Source organism: Kitasatospora setae KM-6054, from assembly GCF_000269985.1.
Classification (GTDB): Bacteria; Actinomycetota; Actinomycetes; order Streptomycetales; family Streptomycetaceae; genus Kitasatospora; species Kitasatospora setae.
In genome coordinates, this window is record NC_016109.1 from 1672293 (window position 1) to 1698820 (window position 26528).

The 26528-nt window shown below is 74.3% G+C and carries 23 protein-coding genes and 1 riboswitch; of the genes, 8 read left to right on the forward strand and 15 right to left on the reverse strand.

Translation table 11 applies throughout. The features are described 5' to 3' along the window. Nucleotides 1-156: 156 nt before the first annotated feature. From KSE_RS07360 to KSE_RS07370, 3 genes are read left to right on the forward strand one after another with little or no spacing between them, the layout of a single operon-like run. On the forward strand, nt 157-1161 hold the full coding sequence (locus KSE_RS07360) for a DMT family transporter (protein WP_014134654.1): 1005 nt from the start codon (nt 157-159) through the stop codon (nt 1159-1161). Nucleotides 1162-1203: 42 nt separating this feature from the next. Next, the gene (locus KSE_RS07365; RefSeq protein ID WP_033259478.1) at nt 1204-2055 is read left to right on the forward strand and encodes a polysaccharide deacetylase family protein; all 852 of its coding nucleotides are present in this window, start codon (nt 1204-1206) and stop codon (nt 2053-2055) included. 51 nt (nt 2056-2106) lie between these two features. Continuing rightward, on the forward strand, nt 2107-3144 hold the full coding sequence (locus KSE_RS07370) for a ketopantoate reductase family protein (protein ID WP_014134656.1): 1038 nt from the start codon (nt 2107-2109) through the stop codon (nt 3142-3144). 65 nt (nt 3145-3209) lie between these two features. Here KSE_RS07370 and KSE_RS07375 read toward each other — a convergent pair whose 3' ends face one another. Next, nucleotides 3210-4028, reverse strand: a complete 819-nt coding sequence (locus tag KSE_RS07375) for an SDR family NAD(P)-dependent oxidoreductase (protein WP_014134657.1) — start codon at nt 4026-4028, stop codon at nt 3210-3212. A 279-nt stretch (nt 4029-4307) separates the two neighbouring features. On the opposite strand from KSE_RS07375, the gene KSE_RS07380 reads away from it, so the two are divergent. After that, nucleotides 4308-5174 carry a 3-hydroxybutyryl-CoA dehydrogenase gene (locus KSE_RS07380; RefSeq protein WP_014134658.1) on the forward strand — a complete coding sequence of 289 codons (867 nt, stop codon included), beginning with the start codon at nt 4308-4310 and terminating at the stop codon, nt 5172-5174. A 61-nt stretch (nt 5175-5235) separates the two neighbouring features. Here the strand turns inward: KSE_RS07380 and KSE_RS07385 are convergent, their stop codons facing one another. Both KSE_RS07385 and KSE_RS07390 read right to left on the reverse strand, forming a co-directional pair. Beyond that, nucleotides 5236-5649, reverse strand: a complete 414-nt coding sequence (locus KSE_RS07385) for a hypothetical protein (RefSeq protein ID WP_014134659.1) — start codon at nt 5647-5649, stop codon at nt 5236-5238. A 206-nt stretch (nt 5650-5855) separates the two neighbouring features. Further along, nucleotides 5856-6734: a chitosanase gene (locus KSE_RS07390; RefSeq protein ID WP_014134660.1), complete on the reverse strand. Its 879-nt coding sequence runs from the start codon at nt 6732-6734 to the stop codon at nt 5856-5858. Nucleotides 6735-6988: 254 nt separating this feature from the next. On the opposite strand from KSE_RS07390, the gene KSE_RS07395 reads away from it, so the two are divergent. After that, nucleotides 6989-7480, forward strand: coding sequence for a GNAT family N-acetyltransferase (locus KSE_RS07395; RefSeq protein WP_014134661.1), 492 nt, complete (start codon nt 6989-6991; stop codon nt 7478-7480). Here the strand turns inward: KSE_RS07395 and KSE_RS07400 are convergent. From KSE_RS07400 to infC, 8 genes are all read right to left on the reverse strand, one after another. Then, on the reverse strand, nt 7461-8711 hold the full coding sequence (locus KSE_RS07400) for an MFS transporter (RefSeq protein WP_014134662.1): 1251 nt from the start codon (nt 8709-8711) through the stop codon (nt 7461-7463). The two genes, KSE_RS07395 and KSE_RS07400, sit on opposite strands and share 20 nt — an antisense overlap. Before the next feature lie 192 nt (nt 8712-8903). Then, nucleotides 8904-11414, reverse strand: a complete 2511-nt coding sequence (gene pheT, locus KSE_RS07405; protein ID WP_014134663.1) for a phenylalanine--tRNA ligase subunit beta — start codon at nt 11412-11414, stop codon at nt 8904-8906. Then, nucleotides 11414-12535: a phenylalanine--tRNA ligase subunit alpha gene (gene pheS / locus KSE_RS07410; RefSeq protein WP_014134664.1), complete on the reverse strand. Its 1122-nt coding sequence runs from the start codon at nt 12533-12535 to the stop codon at nt 11414-11416. Before pheS ends, pheT begins: the two co-directional genes overlap by 1 nt. A gap of 127 nt (nt 12536-12662) precedes the next feature. After that, the gene (locus KSE_RS07415; protein WP_014134665.1) at nt 12663-13751 is read right to left on the reverse strand and encodes a sensor histidine kinase; all 1089 of its coding nucleotides are present in this window, start codon (nt 13749-13751) and stop codon (nt 12663-12665) included. Between the two features lie 55 nt (nt 13752-13806). Further along, nucleotides 13807-14667, reverse strand: coding sequence for a TrmH family RNA methyltransferase (locus tag KSE_RS07420; RefSeq protein ID WP_014134666.1), 861 nt, complete (start codon nt 14665-14667; stop codon nt 13807-13809). Nucleotides 14668-14788: 121 nt separating this feature from the next. Further along, nucleotides 14789-15175, reverse strand: coding sequence for a 50S ribosomal protein L20 (gene rplT, locus KSE_RS07425; RefSeq protein WP_014134667.1), 387 nt, complete (start codon nt 15173-15175; stop codon nt 14789-14791). Nucleotides 15176-15279: 104 nt separating this feature from the next. Then, on the reverse strand, nt 15280-15474 hold the full coding sequence (gene rpmI, locus KSE_RS07430) for a 50S ribosomal protein L35 (protein WP_014134668.1): 195 nt from the start codon (nt 15472-15474) through the stop codon (nt 15280-15282). A gap of 131 nt (nt 15475-15605) precedes the next feature. After that, entirely contained in the window at nt 15606-16340 is a 735-nt protein-coding gene (infC, locus tag KSE_RS07435; RefSeq protein ID WP_051055720.1) for a translation initiation factor IF-3, read from the reverse strand. A 457-nt stretch (nt 16341-16797) separates the two neighbouring features. Here infC and KSE_RS07440 point away from each other — a divergent pair, with 457 nt between their 5' ends. After that, complete coding sequence (locus KSE_RS07440; protein WP_014134670.1) at nt 16798-17172, forward strand: DUF1844 domain-containing protein; 375 nt, start codon at nt 16798-16800, stop codon at nt 17170-17172. 177 nt (nt 17173-17349) lie between these two features. Here KSE_RS07440 and gcvP read toward each other — a convergent pair whose 3' ends face one another. Beyond that, nucleotides 17350-20220 (reverse strand): aminomethyl-transferring glycine dehydrogenase, encoded by a 2871-nt coding sequence (gcvP, locus tag KSE_RS07445; protein ID WP_014134671.1) that lies wholly within the window; start codon nt 20218-20220, stop codon nt 17350-17352. Nucleotides 20221-20434: 214 nt separating this feature from the next. Further along, nucleotides 20435-20541: riboswitch (glycine riboswitch) on the reverse strand. A gap of 187 nt (nt 20542-20728) precedes the next feature. Between gcvP and KSE_RS42730 the strand changes: the two genes are divergently transcribed. Next, nucleotides 20729-21853: a PRC and DUF2382 domain-containing protein gene (locus KSE_RS42730; RefSeq protein ID WP_014134672.1), complete on the forward strand. Its 1125-nt coding sequence runs from the start codon at nt 20729-20731 to the stop codon at nt 21851-21853. 203 nt (nt 21854-22056) lie between these two features. Beyond that, entirely contained in the window at nt 22057-23526 is a 1470-nt protein-coding gene (locus KSE_RS07455; protein WP_014134673.1) for an MFS transporter, read from the forward strand. A gap of 104 nt (nt 23527-23630) precedes the next feature. On the opposite strand, the gene KSE_RS07460 is transcribed toward KSE_RS07455, so the two are convergent. The 3 genes from KSE_RS07460 to KSE_RS07470 all read right to left on the reverse strand — a co-directional run bounded on the left by KSE_RS07460 (nt 23631) and on the right by KSE_RS07470 (nt 26524). Continuing rightward, nucleotides 23631-25019, reverse strand: a complete 1389-nt coding sequence (locus tag KSE_RS07460) for a DNA polymerase IV (RefSeq protein WP_014134674.1) — start codon at nt 25017-25019, stop codon at nt 23631-23633. A gap of 35 nt (nt 25020-25054) precedes the next feature. Then, nucleotides 25055-25777, reverse strand: coding sequence for a SanA/YdcF family protein (locus KSE_RS07465; protein WP_014134675.1), 723 nt, complete (start codon nt 25775-25777; stop codon nt 25055-25057). A 69-nt stretch (nt 25778-25846) separates the two neighbouring features. Continuing rightward, complete coding sequence (locus KSE_RS07470; protein ID WP_014134676.1) at nt 25847-26524, reverse strand: MerR family transcriptional regulator; 678 nt, start codon at nt 26522-26524, stop codon at nt 25847-25849. Nucleotides 26525-26528: the final 4 nt, after the last annotated feature.

Below are 26528 nucleotides of genomic sequence, written 5' to 3' on the forward strand. Positions count from 1 at the left end.
TCCGACTCTGCCCCCAGAACCGGCCCCGGCCCCCTCCGTACAGTCCACGCCGTCCCGGGCCGGGTCCGCAACCCCGACACGCCCGCGAAGTGGTCCCCTCCGGAGGCCCTCAAGTGGCCCTGGGAACCGAACCACCTCGCTCCTAGCGTGGCACCCATGGCAGAAACCACCGCCCCGACCGCCCCGCCCTCCCCAACCGCCCAGACCGCCCCGCCCTCCCGGGCCGCCCTTCCCGCCGGCACCGCCCGCGCGGCCGCCGCGATGGCGCTGCTCGGCGCGTCCACCGGCGTGAGCGCCGTCTTCGCCTCGTACCCGGTGGCCGGCGGCCAGGCCCTGCGCTACGCCCTGGCGTCGGCGGTGCTGCTGCCGCTGGCCCGGCGGCGGCCGCGGCTCGCGCACCGGCTGACGGCCCGCGAACTCGCCCTGCTGCTGGCGCTCTCCGGCACCGGCCTGTTCGGGTTCAACCTGCTGCTGGTCGCGGCGCTGCGGCACACCGACCCGGCGGTGGTCGGCAGCGTGGTGGGCTGCACCCCGCTGCTGCTGGGCGTGGCGGGCCCGCTGCTGGCGGGCCGCCGGCCGGCCGCCCGGCTGCTGGTGGCGGCGGTACTGGTGGTGTGCGGGGCGGCGCTGACCCAGGGTTTCGGGCACGGCGACGCGCTGGGCCTGCTGTTCGCGACCGGGACGCTGCTGTGCGAGGCGGCGTTCTCGCTGCTCGCCGTGCCGCTGCTGCCGCGGCTGGGGCCGGTCCGGGTGTCGGCGTACACCACGGCGCTGGCGGTGCCGCTGTTCGCCGCCCTGGCGGCGTTCGCGCCGGCCGCGCCGCGGCTGCCGTCCGGTGGCGAGCTGGCCGCCCTGCTCTACCTGGGGCCGGTGCTGACCTGCGGCGCGTTCCTGCTCTGGTACTCGGCGCTGACCGTGCTGCCCGCCGACCGGGCGGGCCTGTTCGGCGGGCTGGTCCCGCTGACCGCGACGCTGTCCGGGGCGCTGCTGGCCGGCGCCGTCCCGTCCGTGCCGCAACTGTTCGGCGCGGCCCTGGTCACCGCCGCCCTGCTGTTCGGCACCCTGAGCACCTCCCCCGTCCCTGCTCCCTCCCCCGTCCCTGCTCCCTCCCCCGCTCCCGCCCCTCCCTCTTCACCGCCCGGCCACTCGTCCGGGCGGTAGCCGTTGCCGCCCTGCCGAGGCGTCCGCATAGGGTAGGCCGCGATGACTGTCGACCGCCGCAGTGTTCTGCGTTCCGCTTCCCGCCTGGCCGCGTTCGGTGCCGCCGGCGGTCTCGTCGCCGCGTGCGGCGGCCCTTCCGACGGCAAGGGGGCGAACGGCCCCTCGGTGGCGGCCCGTCCGCAGCCCGCCCACCTGGCCGAGTCGCCGTCCGCGGGCCCGAGCCTGAGCCCGAGCCCGTCCGCGAGCGCCTCCCCGTCCGCGACGCCGTTCGCGCTGCCGCCGCTCGCCCCGGACACTCCGCAGGAGGTGGTGTCCGGTCCGCACAGCAGGCCGCAGTTGGCGCTGACCTTCCACGGGCAGGGCGATCCGGCGATCGCCAACGCGCTGCTGACGACGGCCGAGCAGCACGGCGCCCGGCTGACGGTGCTGGCGGTGGGCAGTTGGCTGGACGAGCAGCCGCAGATCGCCCAGCGGATCCTGTCCGGGGGCCACGAGCTGGGCAACCACACCCAGAACCACCTGGACATCTCGACGATGCGCCCGGAGCAGGCGCACGAGGAGATAGCGCAGTGCGCGCAGCGTCTGGAGCGCCTGACCGGCTCGATCGGCCGCTGGTTCCGGCCGTCCGCCACGCAGTACGCGAACGCGATGGTGAAGGAGCAGGCCCGGCAGGTCGGCTACGCGCACGTGCTGTCCTTCGACGTCGACCCGCACGACTACGCGGACCCGGGCGCGGACACGGTGACCCGCCGGGTGCTGAAGGCGGCGGCGGCCGGTTCGGTGGTCGCCCTGCACATGGGCCACCCGGGCACGGTGACGGCCCTCCCGGCGATCCTGGACGGCCTGACCCAGAAGGGCCTGCACGCGGTGACCGCCTCCGAGCTCTGCGCCTGACCAACTCCCCGCCCCGGCGACCGGGTTGCCGCCCGTGGCATGCTCCACCCCATGCGCTACCTCATCATCGGCGCCGGCGCGGTCGGCGGCACCATCGGCGGCCGGCTGCACCAGGCCGGACACGACGTCCTGCTGGTCGCCCGCGGCCCGCACCTGGCCGCGCTGCGCGCCGGCGGCCTGCGGCTGACCGTCCCGGACGGCACGCACCGGCTGCCGGTCCCGGCGGTCGGCGGCCCGGACGAGGTCGAGCTGGCGCCGGACGACGTCCTGCTGCTCGCGGTGAAGACCCAGCACTCGACGGCCCTGCTGGAGCAGTGGGCGCCCCGCCCGGTCGCGGGCGGCGGGACGGCGGCCGAGCGGCTGCCGCTGGTGTGCGCGCAGAACGGGGTGGAGAACGAGCGCTTGGCGCTGCGCCGCTTCGAGCGGGTCTACGGGATGTGCGTGTGGCTGCCGTCCGCCCACCTGGAGCCGGGCGCGGTCTCCGCGGCGGGCTCCCCGTGCTCGGGCGTGCTGCACCTCGGCCGCTACCCGCACGCCCCGCACCACTCCCCCGGCACCGACGCCGCCACCGACGGCACAGACGCCACCGCCGCCCGGATCGCCGCCGACCTGGCCGGCGCGCACTTCGACGCGTACGCCCGCCCGGACGTGATGGCCTGGAAGTACGCGAAGCTGCTGAGCAACCTGGGCAACGCGCTGGAGGCGGTGGCCGGCCCGATCGACGGCGAGCTGCGGATGCGGGCCTGGCGGCGGGTGCGGGCGGAGGGCGAGGCGGTGCTGGCGGCGGCCGGGATCGCCCACCCGTCCGAGGAGGAGCAGCAGGCGGTGCGCGGCGAGCGGGTGACGCTGCTGCCGCTGCCGGGCGCGGTACGCGGCGGCGGTTCGTCCTGGCAGTCGCTGGCGCGCGGGACCGGCGACATCGAGGCGGACTACCTGAACGGCGAGATCGTCCTGCTGGGCCGCCTGCACGGCGTCCCGGCCCCGCTGAACGCCGCCCTGCAGCGGCTGGCCGCCGAGTTCGCCCGTACCGGCCGCCCGGCCGGCTCCCTCCCGGACGCCGACCTGGCCGCCCTGCTCGACGCCTCCTGAGAAGCGCCTCCCGAAAGCAGCCTCCCGAAGGCCGCCTCCCGAGAGCAGCCTCCCGAAGGCCGCCGCTACGCCATCGGGTCCTCCGGCCCGTACGGGCGCAGCCGCAGCGTGCGGGCGTCGGAGGAGCGGATGGCGGCGGCGGAGGCGACCAGCGTCTCCAGGTTGTCGCGTCCGGCGTGCAGGAAGCGCCCGTGCAGGCCGTCGAAGCGGCCGCGGGCGGCGTCGACGGTGACGGCGACCATGTAGGGGATGGAGCCCCAGGCTTTCATGTCCCGGAACATCTCCATCCCGGCGGTCATCTCGGTGGCGACGGCGCCGGGGCTGATGTCGAGCACCACGACGCCGTGCTCGCCGACCGAGTCGGCGATGTTGTCGGAGAGCCGGAGCAGCGCGCCCTTCGAGGTGGCGTACGCGGTGTAGCGGCCGTCGGGGCGCAGCGCGAAGCCGCTGTTGAGGTTGACGACACGGCCGCGGCCGCGCCGCACCATGCCGGGCAGGACGTGGCGCAGCAGGTTGTAGGGGCCGCGCAGGTTGGTCTCGACGACCTGCCACCACTGGGCGGGGTCGGTCTCCCAGATCGGCACTTCGGCGCGGTCGACCTGTCCGGCGTTGTTGACCAGCAGGTCGACGGGGCCGAGGTCGCGTTCGATCGAGCGGACGGCCTCCCGGACGGCGCCGGGGCGGGTGACGTCGGCGGTGACGGCGACGCCGCGGGCGCCGTGCCGGACGCACTCCTTGAGGGTGGCGATCAGCCTGTCCTGGGTGCGGCCGATCAGGCCGACGGCCATGCCCTCGGCGGCGAGTCCGATGGCGGTCTCGCGGCCGATGCCGCTGCCCGCCCCCGTGACGAGTCCGACCTGTCCGGCGAGTGATCCCGTCCCCATTGCCTGCTCCCTCCTCCGGTCCCTCCTCCGGTCCCGTCTCCGGGCCGGACCTGGGCCGCATTGTGGTCCCCGCCGGGGGGCGCGCGGGGGGAGCGCGCGCGGCGCACCGCCGACGCTCACCCGTTCGGCCGAGCGCCCGGCGCGCCCGGCGGGCGGGGCGGTCCGGCCCGCACCGATGTGAACGGGCGTTAAGGCAGGTAGTACCGTCGTCCGGGCGGGCCACGGCGCCCGCGACACCCCGGCCGGGTGACCCCCGGCTCCGTCCCGAAGGGCATTTGAGTGAGCGACATCGCGCGCGTCGGAGTAGTCGGCTGCGGCCTCATGGGGTCGGGCATCGCCGAGGTCTTCGCCCGGGCCGGCCTGGACGTACTGATCTCCGAGGCCAGCGGCGAGGCCCTGGAGCTGGGGCGGACCCGGCTGACCAACTCGCTGGAGACCGCGGTGCGGCGCGGCAAGCTGTCCGAGGAGGACCGGGACGCGGCGCTGGCCCGGCTGGCGTTCACCACCGAACTCGCCGACTTCCGCGACCGCGACCTGGTGGTCGAGGCGGTCGCCGAGCGCGAGGACGTCAAGGTCAGGATCTTCCAGACGCTGGACCAGGTGGTGACCCGGCGGGACGCCATCCTCGCCTCCAACACCTCCTCCATCCCGATCGTGAAGCTGGCCGCCGCGACCGGCCGCCCCGAGCAGGTGATCGGCCTGCACTTCTTCAACCCGGCGCCGGTGCAGAAGCTGGTCGAGGTCATCCCGACCCTGACCACCTCCGCCGAGACCACCACCCGCGCCGAGCAGTTCGCCGTCGAGGTGCTCGGCAAGGAGCCGATCCGCGCCCGCGACCGGGCCGGCTTCGTGGTCAACGCCCTGCTCGTCCCGTACCTGCTCTCCGCCGTCCGGATGTTCGAGACCGGCGTCGCCACCGCCGCCGACATCGACAAGGGCATGGAGGCCGGCTGCGCCCACCCGATGGGCCCGCTGCGCCTGTGCGACCTGATCGGCCTGGACACCATCGTCTCGATCGCCGAGTCGATGTACGACGAGTACAAGGAGCCCCTGTACGCGGCCCCGCCGCTGCTCTCCCGGATGGTCGACGCGGGCCTGCTGGGCCGGAAGTCCGGCCGCGGCTTCTACGACTACACCGCGTCCTGACCGGTCGTCACCGCCTTCCGGGCCGCCCCGGCTTCGTGACGCGGGCGGCCCGGCTCCGGCTTCAGGGGCTGGCGTAGCGGGCGACGTCGGCGACCCGGCAGCTGACCGGGCCGTACGGGTCGGCGGTCCCCTGGGCGCGTTCGAGGGCGTCCTGGCCGGGCGGGACGGCGCTGGCGGCGGCGACGCCGACGGTGACCTGCCTGCCGTTGCCGTCCTCGAAGGCGATCTGCACCACGTAGTTGCTGGTGGTCGCGGTGTGGTTGGTGATCCGGACGGTCGCGGAGGGCCACCGCAGTTCGTCGTCGACCCGGCAGGCGGTGACCTCGACGTCGCCGAGCGCGGCCCGCCGGCCGTCGTCCGCGCCCCGCGCCGCGCCGTCGCCGTCCGCCCCGCAGCCCGCCACCGCCGCCCCCAGTACCGGCGCCAGCACCAGCGCGGCGGTCAGGCGGGCGGCGATCGCTCGGGTGCGGCGCATGGTTTCCCCTCGGGACGGACACGGGTCAGGGGCGACGCTACGAGCCGTGCGGGGGATCCGCACGGAATGTGTCCGATCCGTAACAACCTTGCGGAGCAAGTGTGCTGACCGTCCGTCAGCGAAGCGAACGGCCCGGCGCGTGCGGACGCCGGGCCGTTCGGGTGCCGGGGAGGGGCTCAGCCGGGCGGGGGCCCGTCAGCCCGCCGTCAGGAGTTGATCTCGTACGGGTCGCCGTAGACCTTCCACTTGAGCGGCGGGTTGAGGTCGAAGTTCTTGGCGTTGAGGAAGACCAGCTGCTCGGTGTCGACCCGGCTGGTGTCGGCGTGCGCCTCCTCCTGCTTCATGACGACCTTGCGGGCGTCCAGGAACGCCTTGATGTAGGTGGCCTCGTCGCCGCCCTGGGCGGGGGTCTTGGCCTTCTTCAGGGCGGCGGCGCGGATCCCGCCGAAGCTGTCGGCGCTGGTGCCGGGGCCGTGCATGACGATCGCGTCGTAGTAGGCGAACTGGCCGAGCGCGCGCAGCCCGTCCGCCTTGGCCTGCTTGACCGCCGGGTTGAAGTAGACCCGGTCGCGCTCGTCGTTCTGGGCCTGCTGGAAGACGGTGTCCTTGGCGGCGGTCTTCCAGTCGTTGACGAAGGCGCTGCCGAGGCCGGTGTGCGAGTCGGTGCCGTTGACCTTCTTCAGCGCGGGCAGGTACTTGGCCAGCACGTTGCCGGCCTTGAGGTCGGTGTAGTGCTGGACGAGCTCCAGCATGTCGCCGGTGCCGGAACAGAAACCGATGATGCCGCCGGTGTAGCCGCGGCCGTCGCCGATGTCCTCGATGTACTTGTACTGGGCCTTCCAGTCCAGCGAGGAGTTCTCCGCCGAGGAGACCAGCTTCATCGCGATCTCCTTCTTCGCCGGGTCGTCCAGCCCGACGGCGGCCACCGCCGCGGCGCGCACGGCGCTCGTGCCACCCGCCGCGGGGGTGGCGGCGTGGCCGGCGCCGGTCGCGGCCAGGGTCAGCGGGAGGACGCCGGCCAGGATCGCGAGGGCGGCCCGGGTGGTGCGGGCGGTGCGGGCGGTGCGGTGCTTGCTGGGGTGCATCTGACGCTCCGTCTGGGGGTGCCGGCCGCGGGCACGGGGGTGCCCGCGGATGAGGGTTAGGAAAGTTTCCTAACTTAGATTGAAGCGTCCGCATCACGCCGCCGCAAGACGTCTGACGGCATCCGGCGTACGACATTCCACCGAACGAACCGCCACCAACGCCCCCTCGCCCACCCCGCCCCCGCCGCACCCCCGGCCCCGCCCCCGCCGAAAACCGCTGGCCGACGGCGCCGGCGGCGGCCATCCTGGGCCGGATGGAGATCCGTGAAGCCACCCCGCAGGACTGGTCCGCCGTCTGGCCGTTCTTCCGGCGCGTCATCGCCGCCGGCGAGACCTTCACCTACCCGACCGACCTGACGTCCGACACCGCCCGCGACTGGTGGCTGCTGGACGCCCCGAACCGCACCGTGGTCGCCGTCGACGAGGCCGCCGGCACCGTCCTCGGCACCGCCAAGATGAACAACAACCAGTGGGGCAACGGCGGCCACGTCGCCAGCGCCAGCTTCCTCGTCGACCCCGACCACGCCGGCCGCGGCACCGGCCGCGCGCTGTGCGTGGAAGCCCTCCGCTGGGCCCGCGAACAGGGCTTCCGCGCCATGCAGTTCAACGCCGTCGTCGCCTCCAACGCCCCGGCCGTCGGCCTCTACCGCTCGCTCGGCTTCACGGTGGTCGGCACCGTCCCGGAGGGCTTCCACCACCCCCGCCACGGCTACGTCGACCTGTACGTCATGCACCGACCGCTGTGACCCCGCCCCCAGGCCCGACCGCCGCGCCCCCGGCCCCGGCCGCCGCACCAGCCCCCGCCGCCGCCCGCCCCGCCCGCCGCACCGCCGGCCGGGAGACCACCGTCACCAGCAGCGACAGCGCCGCCAGCGCCCCGATCGCCCAGCGCGCCCCGACCAGTTGCGCCAGGGCGCCCGCCAGCGCCGCGCCGACGCCCTGCCAGGCGATCCGGCCCGCCGACTCCACGCCCTGCGCCTGGCCGCGCGCCGCGTCCGGGGTCAGCGCCAGCAGCCGCTCCTGCAACGGCAGCGTCGCCGCGAACCCGACGCCCGCCAGCCCCACCGCCACGGCCGCCGCCCACACCGGCGGCCCGGCCGCCAGCAGCAGGAACGGCCCGGCCAGCAGCAGCCGCAGCCCGTACGCCAGCCGGGCCCGCCGGGCCGCGTCCAGCAGCCGGCCCACCAGCAGGTCGCCGGCCAGCATCCCGGCCGCGCTCGCCGCCAACAGCGTCCCGGCCCGCCCGGGCGCGTACGGCAGGAACAGCGCCTCGCAGCCCACCACCAGCCCGTTGGGCACCCACAGGTTGAGCAGCAGCGCCCGCCGCCCGGGCCGGCCCAGCAGTTCGACGTTGCCCCGCCAGGTCTCCCGCAGCCCGGACCGGCGCGGCGGCCGCACCGACCGCTCCCGCACCGTCGCCGCCACCACGGCCGCCGCCAGCGCCGTCAACCCGGCGGCCACGCCCATCAGCCGGTACGGGGTCAGCAGCGTCAGCAGCGCCCCGCCGGACGCGAAGCCGAGCACCATCGCCCCGCCCGCGGTGACGTTCAGCAGCGACCGGGCCCGCGCGTAGCCCGCCGCCGGCACGATCTCCGCCAGCAGGCCCATCCGGGTCCCGGTGCCCAGCGCCTGGAAGAGCCCGACCACCAGCAGCAGCCCGAACCGCACCGCCAGCGGCAGCCCGGGCACGGCCTGCGCGGCCGTCGCCGCCAGCGCCAGCAGGTGCAGCGCCACCAGCGTCCGGCGCGGCCGCGCCCCGTCGGCGACCGACATCAGCGTCAGCGCGCCCAGCACGGCCGCGAACGACGAGCCGTACATGCTCATCGCCGTCAGGAAGGGCGACCCCGTGCGCTCCCGCACCAGCACGCCGAGCGCGAACCCGGACAGCGTCCCGGCCCCCGTCAGCAGGGTGAAACCCGTGTACAACCCCGCGAACTCCCGCTGCCGCAGCAGCGCCAGATATCCATGACCAGTCATGAAAAAAGCCTCCGACGCGGCCGCGTGGGCGCGTTCGAAGGCTGGCGACGAGAACCTAGCACCCCCGGGCCGGGCCGCGCAAAGCCCGTCCGTCCGACCGTCCGGCCGGCCCCGCCCACGCCCACGACGGAGCCCCGCCGCTCCCCCGCCAGGGGGTGCGACGGGGCTCCGCCACCGCGTTCCGAAGGGCCGTCAGGCCCCGCGCAGCACCGCGCCGGTCCGCTCGCCGGCCACCGTGACGGCCGCCTCGCGGGCCGCCGACGCCTCGTCGGCGGTCAGCGTCCGGTCGGTGGCGCGGAAGCGCAGCGTGTAGGCCAGCGACTTCTTGCCCGCGCCCGCCTGCTCGCCGGTGAACACGTCGAACAGCCGCAGCGACTCCAGCAGTTCGCCCGCGCCGTCGCGCAGCGCCGACTCGACGTCCGCGGCGTGCACGCCCGCGTCGACGATCAGCGCCACGTCCTGGGTGGCCACCGGGTAGGCGGAGACCGGCGGGCCGGAGACCCGGCGGCCGTCCGCGAACAGCAGGTCCAGGTCGAGCTCCATCGCGCTGGTGCGCTCCGGCAGGTGCAGCGCCTTGACGACGCGCGGGTGCAGTTCGCCGGCGTGGCCGACGACCTCGTCGCCGACCAGCAGTTCGGCGCAGCGCCCCGGGTGCCAGGGCGCGTACTGCGCCTGGCGCACCGTCAGTTCGACGCCCGCGGCGGCGGCGACCACCCGGGCGGCCTCGACCGCGTCCGCCCAGCCGGACGGCGCGCCCTTGCCCCACCAGCCGGACGGCAGCCGCTCGCCGGTCAGCGCGACGGCGACCCGGCGCGGCTGGTCGGGGAGGGCGGCGTCCAGCTCGGCGAGCTGCTCCTCGGTGGGGCGGCGGTCGACCGGCAGCCGGGGCGCGACCTTCGGCTCGGCCTTCGGCAGGAACACCGTGCCGGTCTCGAAGATCGCCAGGTCGGTGTTGCCGCGGCCGACGTTGCGCCGCAGCGCGCCGAGCAGGCCGGGCAGCAGGGTGGTGCGCAGCGCCGGCTCGGCGTCGTTCAGCGGGTTGACCAGCTTGACGGTGCGCCGGCGCGGGTCGTCCGCGTCCAGCCCGAGGCCGTCGAACGCGGCCTCGCCGACGAACGGGTACGCGTTGATCTCCACGTAGCCCGCGCCGGCCAGCGCCACGCCGACCCGCCGGTGGAAGCGCTGCGCCTCGGACAGGCCGCGCCCGGGCGGGGTGACCGGCATCCGGGCGGGGACGTTGTCGTAGCCCTCCAGCCGGATGACCTCCTCGGCGAGGTCGTACGGGTCGGTCAGGTCGGGCCGCCAGGACGGCGGGGTGACCTCCAGGATGTCGGTGCCGCTGACCGAGCAGCCGACCTCCTGCAGGCGGCGGGTGACGGTCTCCCGGCCGTACTCGGCGCCGGCCACCCGGTCGGGCAGGTCGGCGTCGATCGGGATGGTGCGCACCGGGTGCGGGGCGGCGATGTCGGTGACGCCGGCCTCGGCGGTGCCGCCGGCGATCAGCACCAGCAGGTCGACGGCGCGCTGCGCGGCGGCCCGGGCGGCCTCCGGGTCGACGCCGCGCTCGAAGCGCTTGGACGCCTCGGAGGGCAGCTTGTGGCGCTTGGCGGCGCGGGCGATCGCGATCGGCTCGAAGTGCGCGGCCTCGACGATGATCTCGGTGGTGCCGGTGACGGCGCCGGTCTCGGCGTCGACGACCGGGTCGAGGATCTCGGTGGTGGCGCCGCCCATCACGCCGGCCAGGCCGATCGGGCCGGAGTTGTCGCAGATCAGCAGGTCCTCGGCGGACAGCTTGCGCTGCACGCCGTCCAGCGTGGTCAGCGTCTCGCCCTCGACCGCGCGGCGGACCTGGATCGGCCCGTCGACCCGGCCGCGGTCGTAGGCGTGCAGCGGCTGGCCGACCTCCAGCATCACGTAGTTGGTGATGTCGACGGCCAGCGAGATCGGGCGGATCCCGGACTTCTGCAGGCGGCGCTGCAGCCAGATCGGCGACTTCGCGGCCGGGTCGACACCGGTGACGGTGCGCGCGACGAACCGGTCGCAACCGACCGGGTCGGCGACCTTCACCAGGTAGCCGTACGCGTTGGCGGGCGGCACGTCCAGCAGCGCCGGGTCGGCCAGCGGCAGGCCGTACGCGGCGGCGGCCTCGCGGGCCACGCCGCGCATCGACAGGCAGTAGCCGCGGTCGGGGGTGACCGCGATGTCGAGGACCTCGTCGACCAGCTGGAGCAGCTCGATGGCGTCGGTGCCGGCCTCGAACTCGGGCGGCAGCACGATGATGCCGTTGTGGTCGTCGCCCATGCCGAGCTCGCGGGCGGAGCAGATCATGCCGGCCGAGGTGTGGCCGTAGGTCTGCCGGGCGGAGATCGGGAACGGGCCGGGCAGCACGCCGCCGGGCAGGATCACCACGACCTTGTCGCCGACCTCGAAGTTGGTGGCGCCGCAGACGATCTCCTGCGGCTCACCGGTGCCGTTGGCGTTGCCGACGTTCACGAAGCAGTGCCGGATCGGCTTCTTGAAGCCGGACAGCACCTCGATGGAGAGCACCTCGCCGACCACCAGCGGGCCCTTGATGTCGGTGCCGAGCTGCTCGACGGTCTCCACCTCGAGACCCGCGCGGACCAGCCGGGCCGCGACGTCGCGGCCGGTCTCGCCCGCCGGCAGGTCGACGTACTCGCGCAGCCAGGAAAGCGGGACGCGCATCAGATCTCCATCCCGAACGGGAGGGTGAAGCGGACGTCACCCTCGACCATGTCGCGCATGTCGGCGACGTTGTGGCGGTTCATCAGGATCCGCTCCAGGCCCAGGCCGAACGCGAATCCGCTGTAGCGGCTCGGGTCGATGCCCGCGGCGACCAGCACCCGCGGGTTGACCACGCCGCAGCCGCCGAGCTCGATCCAGCCCTCCGAGGAGCAGGTCCGGCACGGTCGGTCGGGGTTGCCCACCGAGGCGCCGCGGCACACGAAGCACTGCAGGTCGATCTCGGCGCTGGGCTCGGTGAACGGGAAGTACGAGGGGCGCCAGCGCAGTTCGAGGCCGCCGCCGATCAGCTTCTCGACCAGCACCTCGATGGTGCCCTTGAGGTGGCCGAAGGTGATGCCCTCGTCGACCGCGATCGCCTCGACCTGGCGGAACACCGGGGTGTGGGTGGCGTCCAGCTCGTCGGTCCGGTAGACCCGGCCGGGGCTGACGGCGTACAGCGGCGGCTCGCCGGCCAGCATCGCGCGGATCTGCACCGGCGAGGTCTGGGTGCGCAGCACCATGCCGGAGTCGGCGGTGCCGTCGGGCGCCTCGACGAAGAAGGTGTCCTGCATCGAGCGGGCCGGGTGGTCGGCGTGCAGGTTGAGGGCGTCGAAGTTCAGCCACTCCGCCTCGACCTCGGGGCCGGACGCCACCTGGTAGCCCATCGCGACGAAGGTGTCCTCGATGCGCTCGGCGAGCGTGGTCAGCGGGTGCCGGGCGCCGCGCGGCACGCGGCCGTACGGCAGGGTGACGTCCACCGCCTCCTCGACCAGCACCCGGGCGTCGCGCTCCGCCTCCAGCTCGACCTGGCGGGCGGCCAGGGCCTGGTTGACGGCGCCGCGGGCCTGGCCGATCAGCTTGCCCGCGGCGGCCTTGGCCTGCGGGGGCAGCGCGCCGATCTCGCGGTTGGCGAGCGACAGCGGGGAGCGGTCGCCGGTGTGGGCGACCTTCGCCTGCTTGAGCTCGTCGAGGTCGGCGGCGGCGGCGAAGGCGGCGAGCGCCTCGTCCCGGGCCTGTTCCACCACCTCGGGCTTGAGGGCCTCGACCTCGACCGGGTCGTACGACTTATTGGGTGCCGACATCTCTATCTTTCCCGTGCTCCTGCTCGTGATCAGGTCTGCTGCGTCGCCGGGCGTCCAGGAACGCCAAGGGTCGAGTGTAGTCGCAGGCCGCGACCGCCCACCGCGACGGACCGCGCGGCGGACCGGCTCAGAGCATGAAGTCGGGGACGCCGCCGGGCAGCACGAACCGGAACCGGGCGCCGCCGCCGTCGGCCCGGCTGATCCGGATCACCCCGCCGTGCGCCTCCACGATGCCCTTCACGATGTACAGGCCGAGGCCGGTGCCGCCGCGCCTGGAGCCGCGCCAGAACCGGGTGAACACCCGGGGCATCGCCTCCTCGGGGATGCCCGCGCCCTGGTCGCTGACGGTCACCGCGGTGCCCTCGACCACCCGCGGCGGCGTGCCGGGCACCTCGACCAGCTCCTTGGCCGGGCCGACCTCGATGGTGACGGTGCCCTCGCCGTGCCGGACGGCGTTCTCCAGCAGGTTGGCCAGCACCTGGTCGAGCTTGTCCGGGTCGCCCCACTGCTCGGCGGGCGGCCCGTCGACCCGGATGTCGAAGCGCTCGGCGGGGATCCCGGCCGCGACCTTGCCCGCCACGTGCCGGCGCACCGCGGCCGCCAGGTCGACCCGCTGCCGGCGGATCTCCAGCCGGCCGGCGTCGATCCGGGAGATGTCGAGCAGTTCGGCGATCAGCCGCACCACCCGGTCGGCGTCGGCGTAGACGGTCTCCAGCATGACCCGCTTCTGGCCGTCGTTGAACCGCTCCCACTTGGCCAGCAGGGTCGCCGTGAAGCCCTTGACGCTGGTCAGCGGCGAGCGCAGTTCGTGCGCGACGGTGGCGATCAGCTCGGCGTGCGAGCGCTCGGTGCGCCGCCGCGCCTCGGTGCCGCGCAGCGTGACCACCACCTGCCGGACCGGCCCGCGCGGCGCGTCGCGCACGTACCGGGCGCAGACCAGCACCTCGCGGCCGTCCAACAGCAGGTTCCGCTCGGGCTGCCCGGTGCGGGTGGCGAGCCCGCCGTACGGGTCGGTGAGCGGCCACCAGCGGCGGCCCTCCAGGTCCTCCAGCGGGAGCGCGAGCGCCAGTTCGACGCCGATCGCGCAGTGTGCCGAGCGCCCGGTGATGCGTTCCGCGGCGCGGTTGAAGACCACCACCCGGCCCTGTCCGTCCGCGACCACCAGTCCGTCGGGCAGGTCGTCGGGTGCGACCGGTGCCCAGTTGACGCCGCCCATAGGGTGTCCTCCCCCGCCTGCCCCCTCGCAGGCCCAGGAATCGACCCTAGCGCGCTCAGCCCTCGGCGCGACACCCGCGCGGGGAGCGCTGGGCGCGCGCGGAGGCGTACAGGCACACGGCGGCGGCCGTCGCGAGGTTCAGGCTCTCCGCGTGCCCGTGGATGGGCACCCGCACCACCGCGTCCGCCAGCGCGCGCGTCTCCTCCGGCAGGCCCCAGGCCTCGTTGCCGAACACCCAGGCGCACGGGCCCTCCAGGGTGCCCTGGTCGAGCTCCTGGTCGAGGTCGCGCTCTCCCGCGCCGTCGGCCGCCAGCACCCGCACCCCGGCCGCCCGCAGCCGGGCCACCGCCTCCTCGACCGGCACCCCGGTCGCCACCGGCAGGTGGAACAGGCTCCCGACGGACGCCCGCACCGCCTTCGGGTTGTACGGGTCGACCGACGCGTCGGTCAGCACCACGGCGTCCGCCCCGGCCGCGTCCGCGGTGCGCAGCACGGTGCCGGCGTTCCCGGGGTCGCGGACGTGCGCGAGCACGGCGACCAGCTTGGGCCGGGCCGCCAGCACCTGCTCGAACGGGGTGTCGATGAACCGGCAGAGCGCGACGATGCCCTGCGGGGTGACGGTGTCGCAGATGTCCGCGACGACCTCCTCGGTGGCGGTCAGCACCGGCCGCCCGGCCGCCCGCGCGGCGGCCACGATGTCGGCGTGCCGCTCGGCGGCCTCCGCCGTCACGTACACCTCGACCACGGCGTGCTCGCCGTCCGGCAGCCGCCCGAACGCCACCGCCTCGCGCACGGCCTGCGGGCCCTCGGCCAGGAAGCGCCGCTCCTTGCCGCGCTGGTTGCGCTTGGCGAGGCGGCGGGCGGCGACGACGCGCGGGGAGCGCAGGGAGGTCAGCAGGGGGGTCTCGGTGCTCATGCTCACGATCTTCGTCACGGACGGGCGGGGGCGCGACGCGCGACGGGGTCGCGGTACGCGACGGACCCGCAGGCCGGGCGGCCTGCGGGTCCGGGGAACGCTTTCAGGGCGAGTGCCTGGATCAGGCGGCGACCTTCGGGGCGTTGACGTCCGCCGGGAGCGCCTTCTGGGCGACCTCGACCAGGGCGCGGAACGCCACGGAGTCGTTCACCGCGAGCTCGGCCAGCATCTTGCGGTCGATCTCGACGCCCGCGGCCTTGAGGCCCTGGACGAAGCGGTTGTAGGTGATGCCGTTGGCACGGGCAGCGGCGTTGATGCGCTGGATCCAGAGCTGGCGGAAGTCGCCCTTGCGCTTCTTGCGGTCGTTGAAGTTGTAGACGAGCGAGTGGGTGACCTGCTCCTTGGCCTTGCGGTACAGGCGCGAACGCTGACCGCGGTAGCCGGAGGCCCGCTCGAGGATGACCCGGCGCTTCTTGTGGGCGTTCACTGCCCGCTTGACGCGTGCCACTTCATTACTCCTTGGTTCCGGACCTCGGGTCGTGCCGGCGGTCCGTTATTCGATTCGGTCGGAAAGGATCAGCTGGTGCCCGCGACCCGGTCGCGGGCGGGCGATCACTTGCCGAGAAGCTTCTTGATCTTCTTCGCGTCGCCCGGGGCCAGCTCAACGGTGCCGGCCAGCTTGCGGGTCAGCGTCGAGGGCTTGTGCTCGAGCAGGTGGCGACGGCCGGCACGCTCGCGCAGCACCTTCCCGGAGCCAGTGATCTTGAAGCGCTTGCTGGCGCCGCTGTGCGTCTTCTGCTTCGGCATGTCGCCGTATCTCCTCGTCGGTCCGTTCCGGCCCGCACCGTGCGGTGCGGGCCGGAACTGGATGGATCTCGTCTCCAGGGCGGGACGCCCCGGAACCGGGTGCCTCGGCTGCCCGGCTCCTGACCCGGGGGTCAGGCGTCCTGGGCGGCCTCGGCGGGCTGCTCGACCTCGGCGGCGGCGTCCTCGACGACAGCGGCGTCGTCGGCGGCGTCGGCCTCGACCTCCGCCTCGACGGCCTCGGTCTCCTCGACCTCCGCCACGTCGTCGTCGACGTCGTCCGCGGCCGGTCCGCGACCCAGCCGCTCCGCCTTGCGGGCGTCAGCGGCGGCGCGGGCCTCGGCCATGGCCTCGGTCTTCTTCTTGTGCGGGCCGAGAACCATGATCATGTTTCGGCCGTCCTGCTTCGGAGCGGACTCCACGAAGCCCAGCTCCTGGACGTCGTCCGCGAGCCGCTGCAGCAGTCGGAAGCCCAGCTCGGGGCGGGACTGCTCACGACCGCGGAACATGATCGTGATCTTGACCTTGTCGCCCTGCTTGAGGAACCGAACGACGTGACCCTTCTTGGTGTCATAGTCGTGCGGGTCGATCTTCGGCCGGAGCTTCATCTCCTTGATGACCGTGTGCGCCTGGTTCTTGCGCGCCTCACGGGCCTTCATGGCGGACTCGTACTTGAACTTGCCGTAGTCCATGAGCTTGCACACCGGCGGGCGCGCCGTGGCGGCGACCTCGACCAGGTCCAGGTCGTACTCCTGGGCAAGCTCCAGCGCCTTCGCGAGCGGGACGATGCCGACCTGCTCGCCGCTGGGACCGACGAGTCGCACCTCGGGGACGCGAATCCGGTCGTTGATGCGGGGCTCGGTGCTGATGGGGCCTCCTCGGTTGCACCTTTTCCGATGCGGCCGTCGGGCGGCGGTCGCACGTAGTGGTTTTCGACCACTGGGCGGGGCTTCATTCATGCTCCGCTGTCCTCCGCGGAGGACACCGAGCGCACGAAAAAAGCCCCGCACGGTACAGGCGGGGCTCCACACGTTCCGGGATGCCCTCGCGGGCACCACTGTCGACGAACATTCCCGTACGGGCGCCCATCGCGGACCGAACCTGCCGACCCTTCGGCCGATCAGGTGGGAGACTGTCGCGGTTGCCCTCTCGGGCCTCCTGGAGTGGAGCCTCCACTTGCTGGCCGGGCAACCCGAAGGGTCCCCTGGCCGGTCAGTCTCGAATCATACCAGCGTTTTCCGCCCGACCGGTATTCCGACCCCTCCCCACCCGCCTTGTACGCTCCTTCCGTACCGCGCTTTCGCACCAGCACCCCGGAGTGACGCCTTGACCAGCCAGCCCGACCACGCGCACGAGTCCGACCAGGCCCTCGGCTTCGACGACCTGACCCGGGACATCGCCGAGGTCCCCGCCGTCGAGGTGATCACCACCGTCGCCGTCCACCTGATGAGCGCCGCCGCCGTCAAGTGCGGCCTGGCCGAGAACGGCGAGGCCGACAAGGACCTCGACGAGGCCCGCAAGCTCATCACCGCCCTCGCCGGCCTGGTCACCGCCGGGGCCCCGGAGATCTCCAACTTCCACGCCGCCCCCCTGCGCGACGGCCTGCGCTCCCTCCAGCTCGCCTTCCGCGAGGCGTCCCTCGTCCCCGACGCCCCCGGCTCCGGCCCCGGCGAGAAGTTCACCGGCCCCGTCTACTCCTGATCCACCCCGCCCACCCCCGAAGCCGCCCCTCCACCGGGCGGCTTCGCCCTTTTCCCCCGCCGGAGGCGCCCCCTCCCCGCCCCGCCAGGGGCGCGGGGAACTGCGCGAGACGGAAGGGCAGACGCGGAAAAGCCGCCCGCCGAGGGAACTCCCCCGCCGGGCGGCCTCCGTCATGCGTTACGCGTCGTACTCGTCCAGCGGCGGGCACGAGCAGACCAGGTTCCGGTCGCCGTACGCACCGTCGATCCGGCGCACCGCCGGCCAGTACTTGTCCGCCGGGTTGACGCCGGCCGGGAAGACCGCCTCCTCGCGGGTGTACGGGTGCTCCCAGGCGCCGGCCAGCATCGCCGCGGTGTGCGGGGCGTTGCGCAGCGGGTTGTCCTCGGCCGCCCACTCGCCCGCGCCGACCTTCTCGATCTCGCCGCGGATCGCGATCATCGCCTCGCAGAAGCGGTCGATCTCGTGCAGGTCCTCGGACTCGGTCGGCTCGATCATCAGCGTCCCGGCGACCGGGAACGACATGGTCGGCGCGTGGAAGCCGTAGTCGATCAGCCGCTTGGCGATGTCGTCGACGCTGACGCCGGTCTCCTTGCTGAGCGGCCGCAGGTCGATGATGCACTCGTGCGCGACCAGCCCGCCGGGGCCGGTGTAGAGCACCGGGTAGTGCGGGGCGAGCCGCTTGGCGATGTAGTTGGCGTTGAGCACGGCCACCTGGGTGGCGCGCTTGAGGCCCTCGCCGCCCATCAGCCGGACGTACGACCAGGAGATCGGCAGGATCGCCGCCGAGCCCCAGGGCGCGGCCGAGATCGGGCCGACGCCGGTCGCGGGGCCGGCCTCGGCCTGCAGCGGGTGGTTGGGCAGGTACGGCGCGAGGTGCGCGCGGACCGCGACCGGGCCGACGCCGGGGCCGCCGCCGCCGTGCGGGATGCAGAAGGTCTTGTGCAGGTTGAGGTGCGAGACGTCCGCCCCGAACTTGCCGGGCTTGGCGAGGCCGACCAGCGCGTTGAGGTTGGCGCCGTCGACGTACACCTGGCCGCCGGCCTCGTGGACGAGGGCGCAGATCCGGGTGATCTCGGTCTCGAACACGCCGTGGGTGGACGGGTAGGTGACCATCAGGACGGCCAGCTGCTCGCCGTGCTGGGCGATCTTCGCCTGCAGGTCCTCGACGTCCACGTCGCCGTCGGCGAGGGTCTTCACCACGACGACCCGCATGCCGGCCATCGCCGCCGAGGCCGCGTTGGTGCCGTGCGCGGAGGACGGGATCAGGCAGACGTCGCGCTGGGTGTCGCCGTTCGCCCGGTGGTACGCCCGGACGGCCAGCAGGCCGGCCAGCTCGCCCTGCGAGCCGGCGTTCGGCTGGATCGACACCGCGTCGTAGCCGGTGACCTCGACCAGCTGCTGCTCCAGGCCGCGGATCAGCGTCAGGTAGCCCTCGGCCTGGTCGACCGGGGCGAACGGGTGCAGCTGGCCGAACTCGGGCCAGGTGACCGGCTCCATCTCGGTGGTCGCGTTGAGCTTCATGGTGCAGGAGCCCAGCGGGATCATGCCGCGGTCGAGCGCGTAGTCGCGGTCGGAGAGCCGGCGCAGGTAGCGCAGCATGGCGGTCTCGGAGCGGTGGCTGTGGAAGACCGGGTGGGTGAGGTACTCGTCCTCGCGCAGCAGCGCGGCGGGCAGCGCGTCCGCGTCCTCGGCGATCTCCGCCGGCACCCCGAACGCGGCGAACACGGCCGCCAGGTGCTCGCGGGTGGTGGTCTCGTCGCAGGAGACCGACACCCGGTCGCCGTCGACCCGGAACACGTTGACGCCGCCGGCCAGCGCCGCGGCGACGACCTCGTCGGCCCGGCCCGGGACGACCGCGGTGACGGTGTCGAAGAAGGTGTCGTGGGCGAGCTCGACGCCGCCCGCGCGCAGGCCGGCCGCGAGCGCGGCGGCGTAGCGGTGGGTGCGGCGGGCGATGTCGGCGAGGCCGTCGGGGCCGTGGTAGACGGCGTACATCGAGGCCATCACGGCGAGCAGCACCTGCGCCGTACAGATGTTGGAGGTGGCCTTCTCGCGGCGGATGTGCTGCTCGCGGGTCTGCAGGGCGAGCCGGTAGGCGCGGTTGCCGTCGGCGTCGACCGAGACGCCGACCAGGCGGCCGGGCAGGTTGCGGGCGTACGCGGCGCGGACGGCCAGGTAGCCGGCGTGCGGGCCGCCGAAGCCCATCGGGACGCCGAAGCGCTGCGAGGTGCCGCAGGCGATGTCGGCACCGAGCTCGCCGGGCGAGCGCAGCAGGGTGAGGGCGAGCAGGTCGGCGGCGACCGCGACGATCGCGCCGAGCTCGTGCGCCTGGTCGATGACCGGCTTGATCGCGCGCACGGCGCCGGACGCGCCGGGGTACTGGAGCAGCACGCCGAAGACGCCGCGCTCGGCGATCTCGGCGGGGATGCCGTCCGACAGGTCGGCGACGACGACCTCGACGCCGGTCGGTTCGGCACGGGTCCGGATCACCGCGATGGTCTGCGGCAGGGTGTCGGCGTCGACCAGGAAGACGCCGCCCTTGACCTTGGTGACGCGCCGGGCCAGGGACATCGCCTCGGCCGCGGCGGTGCCCTCGTCGAGCAGCGAGGAGCCGGAGGTGTCCAGGCCGGTCAGGTCGGCGACCGCGGTCTGGAAGTTGAGCAGCGCCTCCAGGCGGCCCTGCGAGATCTCCGGCTGGTACGGGGTGTAGGCGGTGTACCAGGCCGGGTTCTCCAGCACGTTGCGCAGGATGACCGGCGGGGTGAAGGTGCCGTAGTAACCGAGGCCGATCATCGAGGTGAGGACCTGGTTGCGGTCGGCCAGCTCGCGCAGTTCGGCGAGCACCTGGGCCTCGCTGCGGCCGGCGGGCAGGCCGAGGGCCGTGAGGCTGCGGATGGCGTCGGGGACGGCGGCGGCGGACAGCTCGTCCAGCGAGGCGTAGCCGACCTGGGCCAGCATCTTCTGCTGGGCCTCGCTGTCGGGGCCGATGTGGCGGTGCTCGAAGGGGCTGGCCTGCTCAAGGTCGCTGAGCGTCGGCTGGGCGTTCATGGGGGTCGGGCCTCCTGGTCGCGGACCGGCGGTGGTGCGCACGCGGTCGGCGGCCGTGGGAGCGCCTGGGCGTACGAACCCGTCAGCCTCCCCCTCTGTCATCGGTACCTGAGAGCTTCGCGCGTCCGGGCGGGCCCGGGCGGCTTGCACCGTCGGCGAGGGCCGGGGTCGCCGGCTCCGGTGCCGACGGTCCTGCCCTGCTTTCCAGAGTGACCTGTCCCGTTCGGTACGGATGCCTGAGAGATTCCGGGGAGGGGTTGCTCCTTCGGCGCCCCGCGTCCCACCTGCTCGGCGGGGTCGGGACTCTCCCGAGCGGGCTCGGCGGTCGCCTCCGAGGTTACCAGCGCGGGCTCCGCGTATCACCGGTGCGGCCCTGTGATCTGCCCCGGACGGCGGCTTCCGGAGTGCCGCCGTCCGTTACGTGCCGTTTGGTGTGGAGTGGCGGCCCACCACGCTCCTCCGGCCGCCCCCCGAACATCCCCGAGGAGCGGCAGGACTGGAGGACAGCGTGCAGACCGATATCGATCCGCGCGACCTGATCGGGCACAAGGCGGTCGACCGGAACGGTGACAAGATCGGCACGGTCGACGAGGTGTACCTGGACGACGCCACCGGCGAACCGGAGTGGGCGGCCGTCCGCACGGGGATCTTCGGCCGGGACGCCTTCGTCCCGCTGACCACCAGCGAGTTCGCGGGCGACGAGCTGCGCGTCCCGTACGACAAGTCGCTGATCAAGGAGTCGCCGGACTTCGGCGTGGGCCAGCACCTCTCGCCCGCCCAGGAGCTGCAGCTGTACCGCTACTACGGGCTGGACGCGGGCGGCGACGCGGGCTCCGGCCCGGCGGCCGAGCCGGCGGCGAAGGCGGCCGCGGCGGCCGGAGCGGCCGGGACGGTCGCCAAGGAGCAGCCGCGCCAGGAGCCGTCGGCGGACCACGACTTCGGCACCGTCGCCTCCGCCCCGGCCCCGACCCCGACCCCGGCCGCCCCCGCCGCCGTGGCCGCGCCGACCGCCTTCGCGGCGGCCAAGGCCGAGCCCGCCCGGCAGCAGCAGCCGCCGCAGCAACAGCCCCAGCAGACCCCGCAGTCGCCGTCCGCCCCGGGCGCCCACGCGGGGCCGGCGGAGCCGACCGCGCCGGTGGAGATCACCTGCCGCGAGGAGCGGATCGACATCACCACCGAGTGGCACGCGGTGGGCACCACCCGGCTGCGCAAGTACGTGACCACCGAGCAGGTGGAGCGCCGGGTGCCGGTGGTGCGCGAGCGGGTGCGGGTGGAGCGGATCCCGGTCTCGGACGCGGAGCGGGCCTCGCTGAGCGAGCAGGAGATCGCCGAGGCGGTCGAGGAGGTCACGCTGCGCGAGGAGCGCCCGGTGGTGCGCAAGTACCTGGCGCCGATCGAGCGGGTGCGGCTGGTGGTGGAGCGGTACACCGAGGAGGAGGTGGTCCGCGAGGAGCTGCGCCGCGAGCAGGTGGAGGTGCACGACGCGGCCGCCGCCGGCCAGGACGGCGAGGCGCCGCAGCAGCGCCAGCCGTGGAACGCGCAGCCGCAGTCGCCGACCCTGGCGAAGCCGCAGTCGGCCGCCGCCGCGAACGGCGGCGCCGAGCACGCCCGGCCGGAGCCGCTGCGCTCCTGAGCGACGGTCCGCCAGCCCCCCGGCCCCGGTCCGCTTCGGCGGGCCGGGGTCGCCGCTTTGCCAAAGCTTCACCAATCGATATTTGACATAGTGAAGCATCTCCCGACATCGTTACTTCAGCTCCTGCACTATCTCCCGCATGAAGCACCGCGGAGCGGGCATCCGGAGCAACCGTCTGAAGCAACCCGTCGGAGGAGTCCCCCGTGCGTGAGGCACCACAGCCCACCCCCACGGCCGCCAAGCCCACCAGTGCCCGGGTCCTGCCCGCCCTGATCCTGGCCATGCTGGCCTTCAGCGTGGTGCAGACCGCGGTCGTCCCGATCCTGCCGGGCCTGGCCCGCGAGCTGAACGTCTCGGGCTCCAACATCACCTGGCTGATGACCGCCAACCTGCTCTCCGCGGCGGTCCTCACCCCGCTGCTCGGCCGCTTCGGCGACCTGCGCGGACGCAAGCCCATGCTGCTGGTCTCGCTGGCCGGCCTGGTCCTCGGTTCCGCCCTCGCGGTGGGCACCCACTCCTTCACCTGGCTGGTGATCGCCCGGGTGCTGCAGGGCGCGGGCGGCGGCGTGCTGCCGCTGGCGATCAGCATCGTCCGCGACGAGCTGCCCCGGCACAAGGTCACCGGCGGCGTCGCCGCGATCTCCGCCTCGATGGGCGTCGGCTCCGGCCTCGGCCTGGTCGCCACCGGCCTGCTGCTGGAGCACTGGAGCTACAAGTCGATCTTCTGGATGGGCCTGGTCTTCGGCCTGATCGCGGTCGCCCTGGTGGTCCTGCGGGTCCCCGCCGACCCGGTCGTCGACAAGGAGGGCGGCGCCGACCCGCTCGGCGCGCTCACCCTGGCCGGCTGGCTCTCCGCCCTGCTGATCGCCGTCAGCCAGGGCAACCACTGGGGCTGGACGTCCACCCGCACCCTCGGCCTGTTCGCCGTCGCCGCCGTGGTCGCCCTGCTCTGGATCCTGGTCGAGTCCAAGGTCGCCCACCCGCTGGTCGACCTGTCGATGATGGCCCGCCCCGCCGTCGCCTTCACCAACATCTCCGGCCTGCTGATCGGCTTCGGCATGTACGGCTCGTTCATGGTGATCAGCAACTTCGCGCAGACCCCGGAGAAGCTCGCCCACTACGGCTTCACCGCCACCGTCCTGCACGCCGGCGTCATGCTGCTGCCCTCCGCGCTCGGCTCGATGGTCGCCGCCCCGCTCGGCGCCCTGCTGATCGCCCGCCGCGGGCCCCGCCTCCCGCTGGTCCTCGGCGGCCTGCTCGGCGCCGTCTCGATGGCCTACCTGGCGCTGCGCCACGGCGCCGAGTTCGACCTCTACTTCTCCTCCGCGGTCTTCGGCCTCGGCGTCGGCCTCGCCTACGCCGCGATGCCGGCCTACATCAACGGCGCCGTCCCGGCCGAGCAGTCCGGCATCGCCAACGGCATGAACGCCGTCCTGCGCACCGTCGGCGGCGCGGTCGGCACCGCCGTGATGAGCGCGATCCTGACCGGCGACACCCTCAAGCTCCCGATCCCGATCCAGCTCCCCACCGAGAACGCCTACCAGAGCGCCTTCTGGGTGGCCGGCGCCATGTGCCTGATCGCTGCCGCCGTCCCCTTCGCCATCCGCACCGTCAAGTCCGCCCCCGCCCCCACCGAGCAGCCCTCCCCGGCCCTCACCAAGACCGGCGCCTGACAGCGCCCCCTCGCGTCCTGGACACACGCGAGCAGCGGACGGACCCCCACGCCAAGGGCATCGGCGCGGGGGTCCGTCCCTTTCCCCCGCCCCCGCTCCCCGCCCTACCCCGCCGCGGCCCGCAACGGCAGCGCCTCCGAGGGCTCCAGCTCCTCGTCCCCCACCGCGAACGTCCGCACCTTCCCCACCCCCGAGTACGGCGTCTCGAACCGCACCGTCACCCGCCCGACCCCGCTGCCCTGCACCCACCCGGGCCCGAACTCGCGGTGCGTCACGTCCTGCCCCGGCCACCACCGCCGCGCCGCCGGCTCCGCGACCGCCGCCTCCTCCTCCACCACCACGTCCTGCTCGACCGCCTGCTCCCCGGCCTCCCGGGCCTCCTTCTCCTCCCGCTCCAACTGCGCGAACAGGTCCTCCTGCGTGAAGTCCGCGAGTTGCGCGACGCCGACCCCCAGCAGCCGCACGCCGCCCGTGACGTCGACCTGCGCCGCCAGCCGGCGCGCCGTCGCCGTGATGACCTCCTCGTCGTCGGTCGGCCCGCGCAGCGTCTCGGAGCGGGTCAGCGTCGAGAAGTCGAAGCGCCGGACCTTCAGCACCACCGTCCGCCCGGAGCGCCCGGTCGCCCGGAGCCGGCGCACGCAGCGCGCGGCGAGCAGTTCGACCTCGCGCGTGATGCGGTCCCGGTCGGCGAGGTCGACCTCGAAGGTGTCCTCGACGGACACCGACTTGGCGTCCCGGTCGGGCACCACGGGCCGCTCGTCCCAGCCCAGCGACATCTGGAACACGCCCGCGCCGTGCGCCTTCCCGAGCAGCGCGACCAGTTCCCCGTAGCCGGCCTCCGCGAGGTCCGCGACCGTGGCGAGCCCGGCGCGGCGCAGCGCCTGCTCGGTGGCGGGGCCGATCCCGGGCAGCGCGCGCACCGGCATCGGGGCGAGCACCGCGCGCTCGGAGCCGGGCTCGATCAGCACCAGCCCGTCCGGCTTGGCCCGCTCGGAGGCGATCTTCGCCATCAGCTTGGAGCCGGCCGCGCCGACCGACGCGGTCAGCCCGGTGTGCTCGACGATGTCGGCCCGCAGGTCCTCGGCCAGCGCCAGCACCAGCTGGGCCGCCTCGGCGGGCGTGGTCGCGGCGGCCAGCGCGGGCCCGTACGGTCCGGCCTCCAGGTCGACGAACGCCTCGTCCAGGCTGAGCGGTTCGACCAGCGGGGAGCGCTCCCGCAGCAGGCCCATGACGATCTCGCTGTTGGCCCGGTAGGCCGCGAACCGGCCGGTCAGGAACGCCGCGTTCGGGCAGAGCCGGCGGGCCTGCGCCATCGGCATCGCCGAGTGCACGCCGAACTTCCGGGCCTCGTAGGAGGCGGTGGAGACCACCCCGCGCCCGCCGAGGCCGCCGACGATGACGGGCTTTCCGCGCAGGCTCGGCTTGGACGCCTGCTCCACCGCGGCGAAGAAGGCGTCCATGTCGAGGTGGATGATGCTCGGCACGGTCCGCACCGCTCGATCATCCCCCGCCACACCGACAATCCCGCCTACCCGGCGGAGGCCGCGTCCGCGAGCGCCCGCGCCACCCCGTCCTCGCGCGGCCCGAGCAGCGTCGGGTCCGGCCGCAGCAGCACGTTCGCCGCCGCCTTCACCGCCCCGGCCGTCTCCCGCAGCCCGCCGTACCTCCAGGTGGTGTCGTGCCACTCCTCCACCCCGACCGCGTACGCGTCGATCCCGGCGGCCTCGCACAGCGCCAGCGCCCGCCGGACGTGGAAGGTCTGACTGACCAGCACCGCCCGGTCGACGCCGAAGATCCGGTGCGCCCGGGTGCAGGAGTCCCAGGTGTCGAAGCCCGCGTAGTCGCCGACCACCCGCACCGCGGGCACCCCGCGCCCGATCAGGTAGCCGCGCATCGCGTCGGTCTCGTCGTACTGCACGGTGCCGTTGTCGCCGGTGACCAGGATCGCCCGCACCTTGTGCGCCCGGTACAGCTCCAGCGCGGCGTCCAGCCGGTGCGCCAGGTACGGGGAGGGCTCGCCGTCCACCAGCCCGGCGCCGAACACCACCGCGACGGGCGCCTCGGGGGCGCTCGCCACCGTGCCGACCTTCGCGGACTGGGTGAGGTACAGCCAGGCGTTCGGCGCCAGCCCGAGGACGGAGCAGAGCAGCACCGCCTGGAACCACCGGCGCTGCCGCCGCCGGTCCGCCGGCCGTACCGCCAGCCACCCGCTCCGGGCCCGCCGCCCCGCCCACCTCAAGATCGTCGACACACCGACCAGGACGACCCCGGCCCGCCCGCCGGTTCCCCGGCCGCGTCACCGCGGGCCGCGGGCGCGCGCTCAGACCGCGCGGTTGCGCCGCTGCGCCAGCTCGTCGCCCGGGTCGTTGCCGACCAGCGTCTCGCCGGTGTCGGTGCGCTCGCCGTGCAGCCGCCCGAGGGTGCCCTCCAGCTCCTGCCAGACCGCGCCGACCGCGATGCCGAACACGCCCTGGCCGCCGTTCAGCAGGTCGACCACCTGCTGCGGCGAGGTGCACTCGTAGACCGTCGCGCCGTCGGACATCAGGGTCAGCCCGGTCAGGCCGGCCTGGTCGGCGGACTGCAGGTGGGTGACGGCCACCCGGATGTTCTGCAGCGACACGCCCGCGTCCAGCAGCCGCTTGACGATTTTCAGCAGCAGAATGTCCCGGAAGCTGTACAGCCGCTGCGCGCCCGCCGGGTAGGCGGAGCGCACCGAGGGCTCCAGCAGTCCGGTGCGCGCCCAGTAGTCGAGCTGCCGGTAGGTGATGCCGGCCGCGGCGCAGGCCGTCGGGCCGCGGTAGCCGACCAGCGCGGAGGTCGGGGCCAGCCGCTCGATCGCGGGCTGCCCGGGTTGGACGGCCGGGAAGCGGCCGAGCCGGGGCAGTTCCTCCGCCTCGGGTTCGGGCCGCCAGGGCCGCCCGATCAGGGCCCGGCCGGCGCGCGGCACGTGCACCGCGCACAGCGCTCCGGAACGCGTCTCGTCGCCGGTGCCGCTCATCGCC

Bases quoted from the DNA above. Each gene is read 5' to 3' on its own strand.
- KSE_RS07360 (WP_014134654.1), top strand. From the start codon at position 157: ATGGCAGAAACCACCGCCCCGACCGCCCCGCCCTCCCCAACCGCCCAG.
- KSE_RS07365 (WP_033259478.1), top strand. From the start codon at position 1,204: ATGACTGTCGACCGCCGCAGTGTTCTGCGTTCCGCTTCCCGCCTGGCC.
- KSE_RS07370 (WP_014134656.1), top strand. From the start codon at position 2,107: ATGCGCTACCTCATCATCGGCGCCGGCGCGGTCGGCGGCACCATCGGC.
- KSE_RS07375 (WP_014134657.1), bottom strand. From the start codon at position 4,028: ATGGGGACGGGATCACTCGCCGGACAGGTCGGACTCGTCACGGGGGCG.
- KSE_RS07385 (WP_014134659.1), bottom strand. From the start codon at position 5,649: ATGCGCCGCACCCGAGCGATCGCCGCCCGCCTGACCGCCGCGCTGGTG.
- KSE_RS07390 (WP_014134660.1), bottom strand. From the start codon at position 6,734: ATGCACCCCAGCAAGCACCGCACCGCCCGCACCGCCCGCACCACCCGG.
- KSE_RS07395 (WP_014134661.1), top strand. From the start codon at position 6,989: ATGGAGATCCGTGAAGCCACCCCGCAGGACTGGTCCGCCGTCTGGCCG.
- KSE_RS07400 (WP_014134662.1), bottom strand. From the start codon at position 8,711: ATGACTGGTCATGGATATCTGGCGCTGCTGCGGCAGCGGGAGTTCGCG.
- pheT (WP_014134663.1), bottom strand. From the start codon at position 11,414: ATGCGCGTCCCGCTTTCCTGGCTGCGCGAGTACGTCGACCTGCCGGCG.
- pheS (WP_014134664.1), bottom strand. From the start codon at position 12,535: ATGTCGGCACCCAATAAGTCGTACGACCCGGTCGAGGTCGAGGCCCTC.
- KSE_RS07415 (WP_014134665.1), bottom strand. From the start codon at position 13,751: ATGGGCGGCGTCAACTGGGCACCGGTCGCACCCGACGACCTGCCCGAC.
- KSE_RS07420 (WP_014134666.1), bottom strand. From the start codon at position 14,667: ATGAGCACCGAGACCCCCCTGCTGACCTCCCTGCGCTCCCCGCGCGTC.
- rpmI (WP_014134668.1), bottom strand. From the start codon at position 15,474: ATGCCGAAGCAGAAGACGCACAGCGGCGCCAGCAAGCGCTTCAAGATC.
- gcvP (WP_014134671.1), bottom strand. From the start codon at position 20,220: ATGAACGCCCAGCCGACGCTCAGCGACCTTGAGCAGGCCAGCCCCTTC.
- KSE_RS07470 (WP_014134676.1), bottom strand. From the start codon at position 26,524: ATGAGCGGCACCGGCGACGAGACGCGTTCCGGAGCGCTGTGCGCGGTG.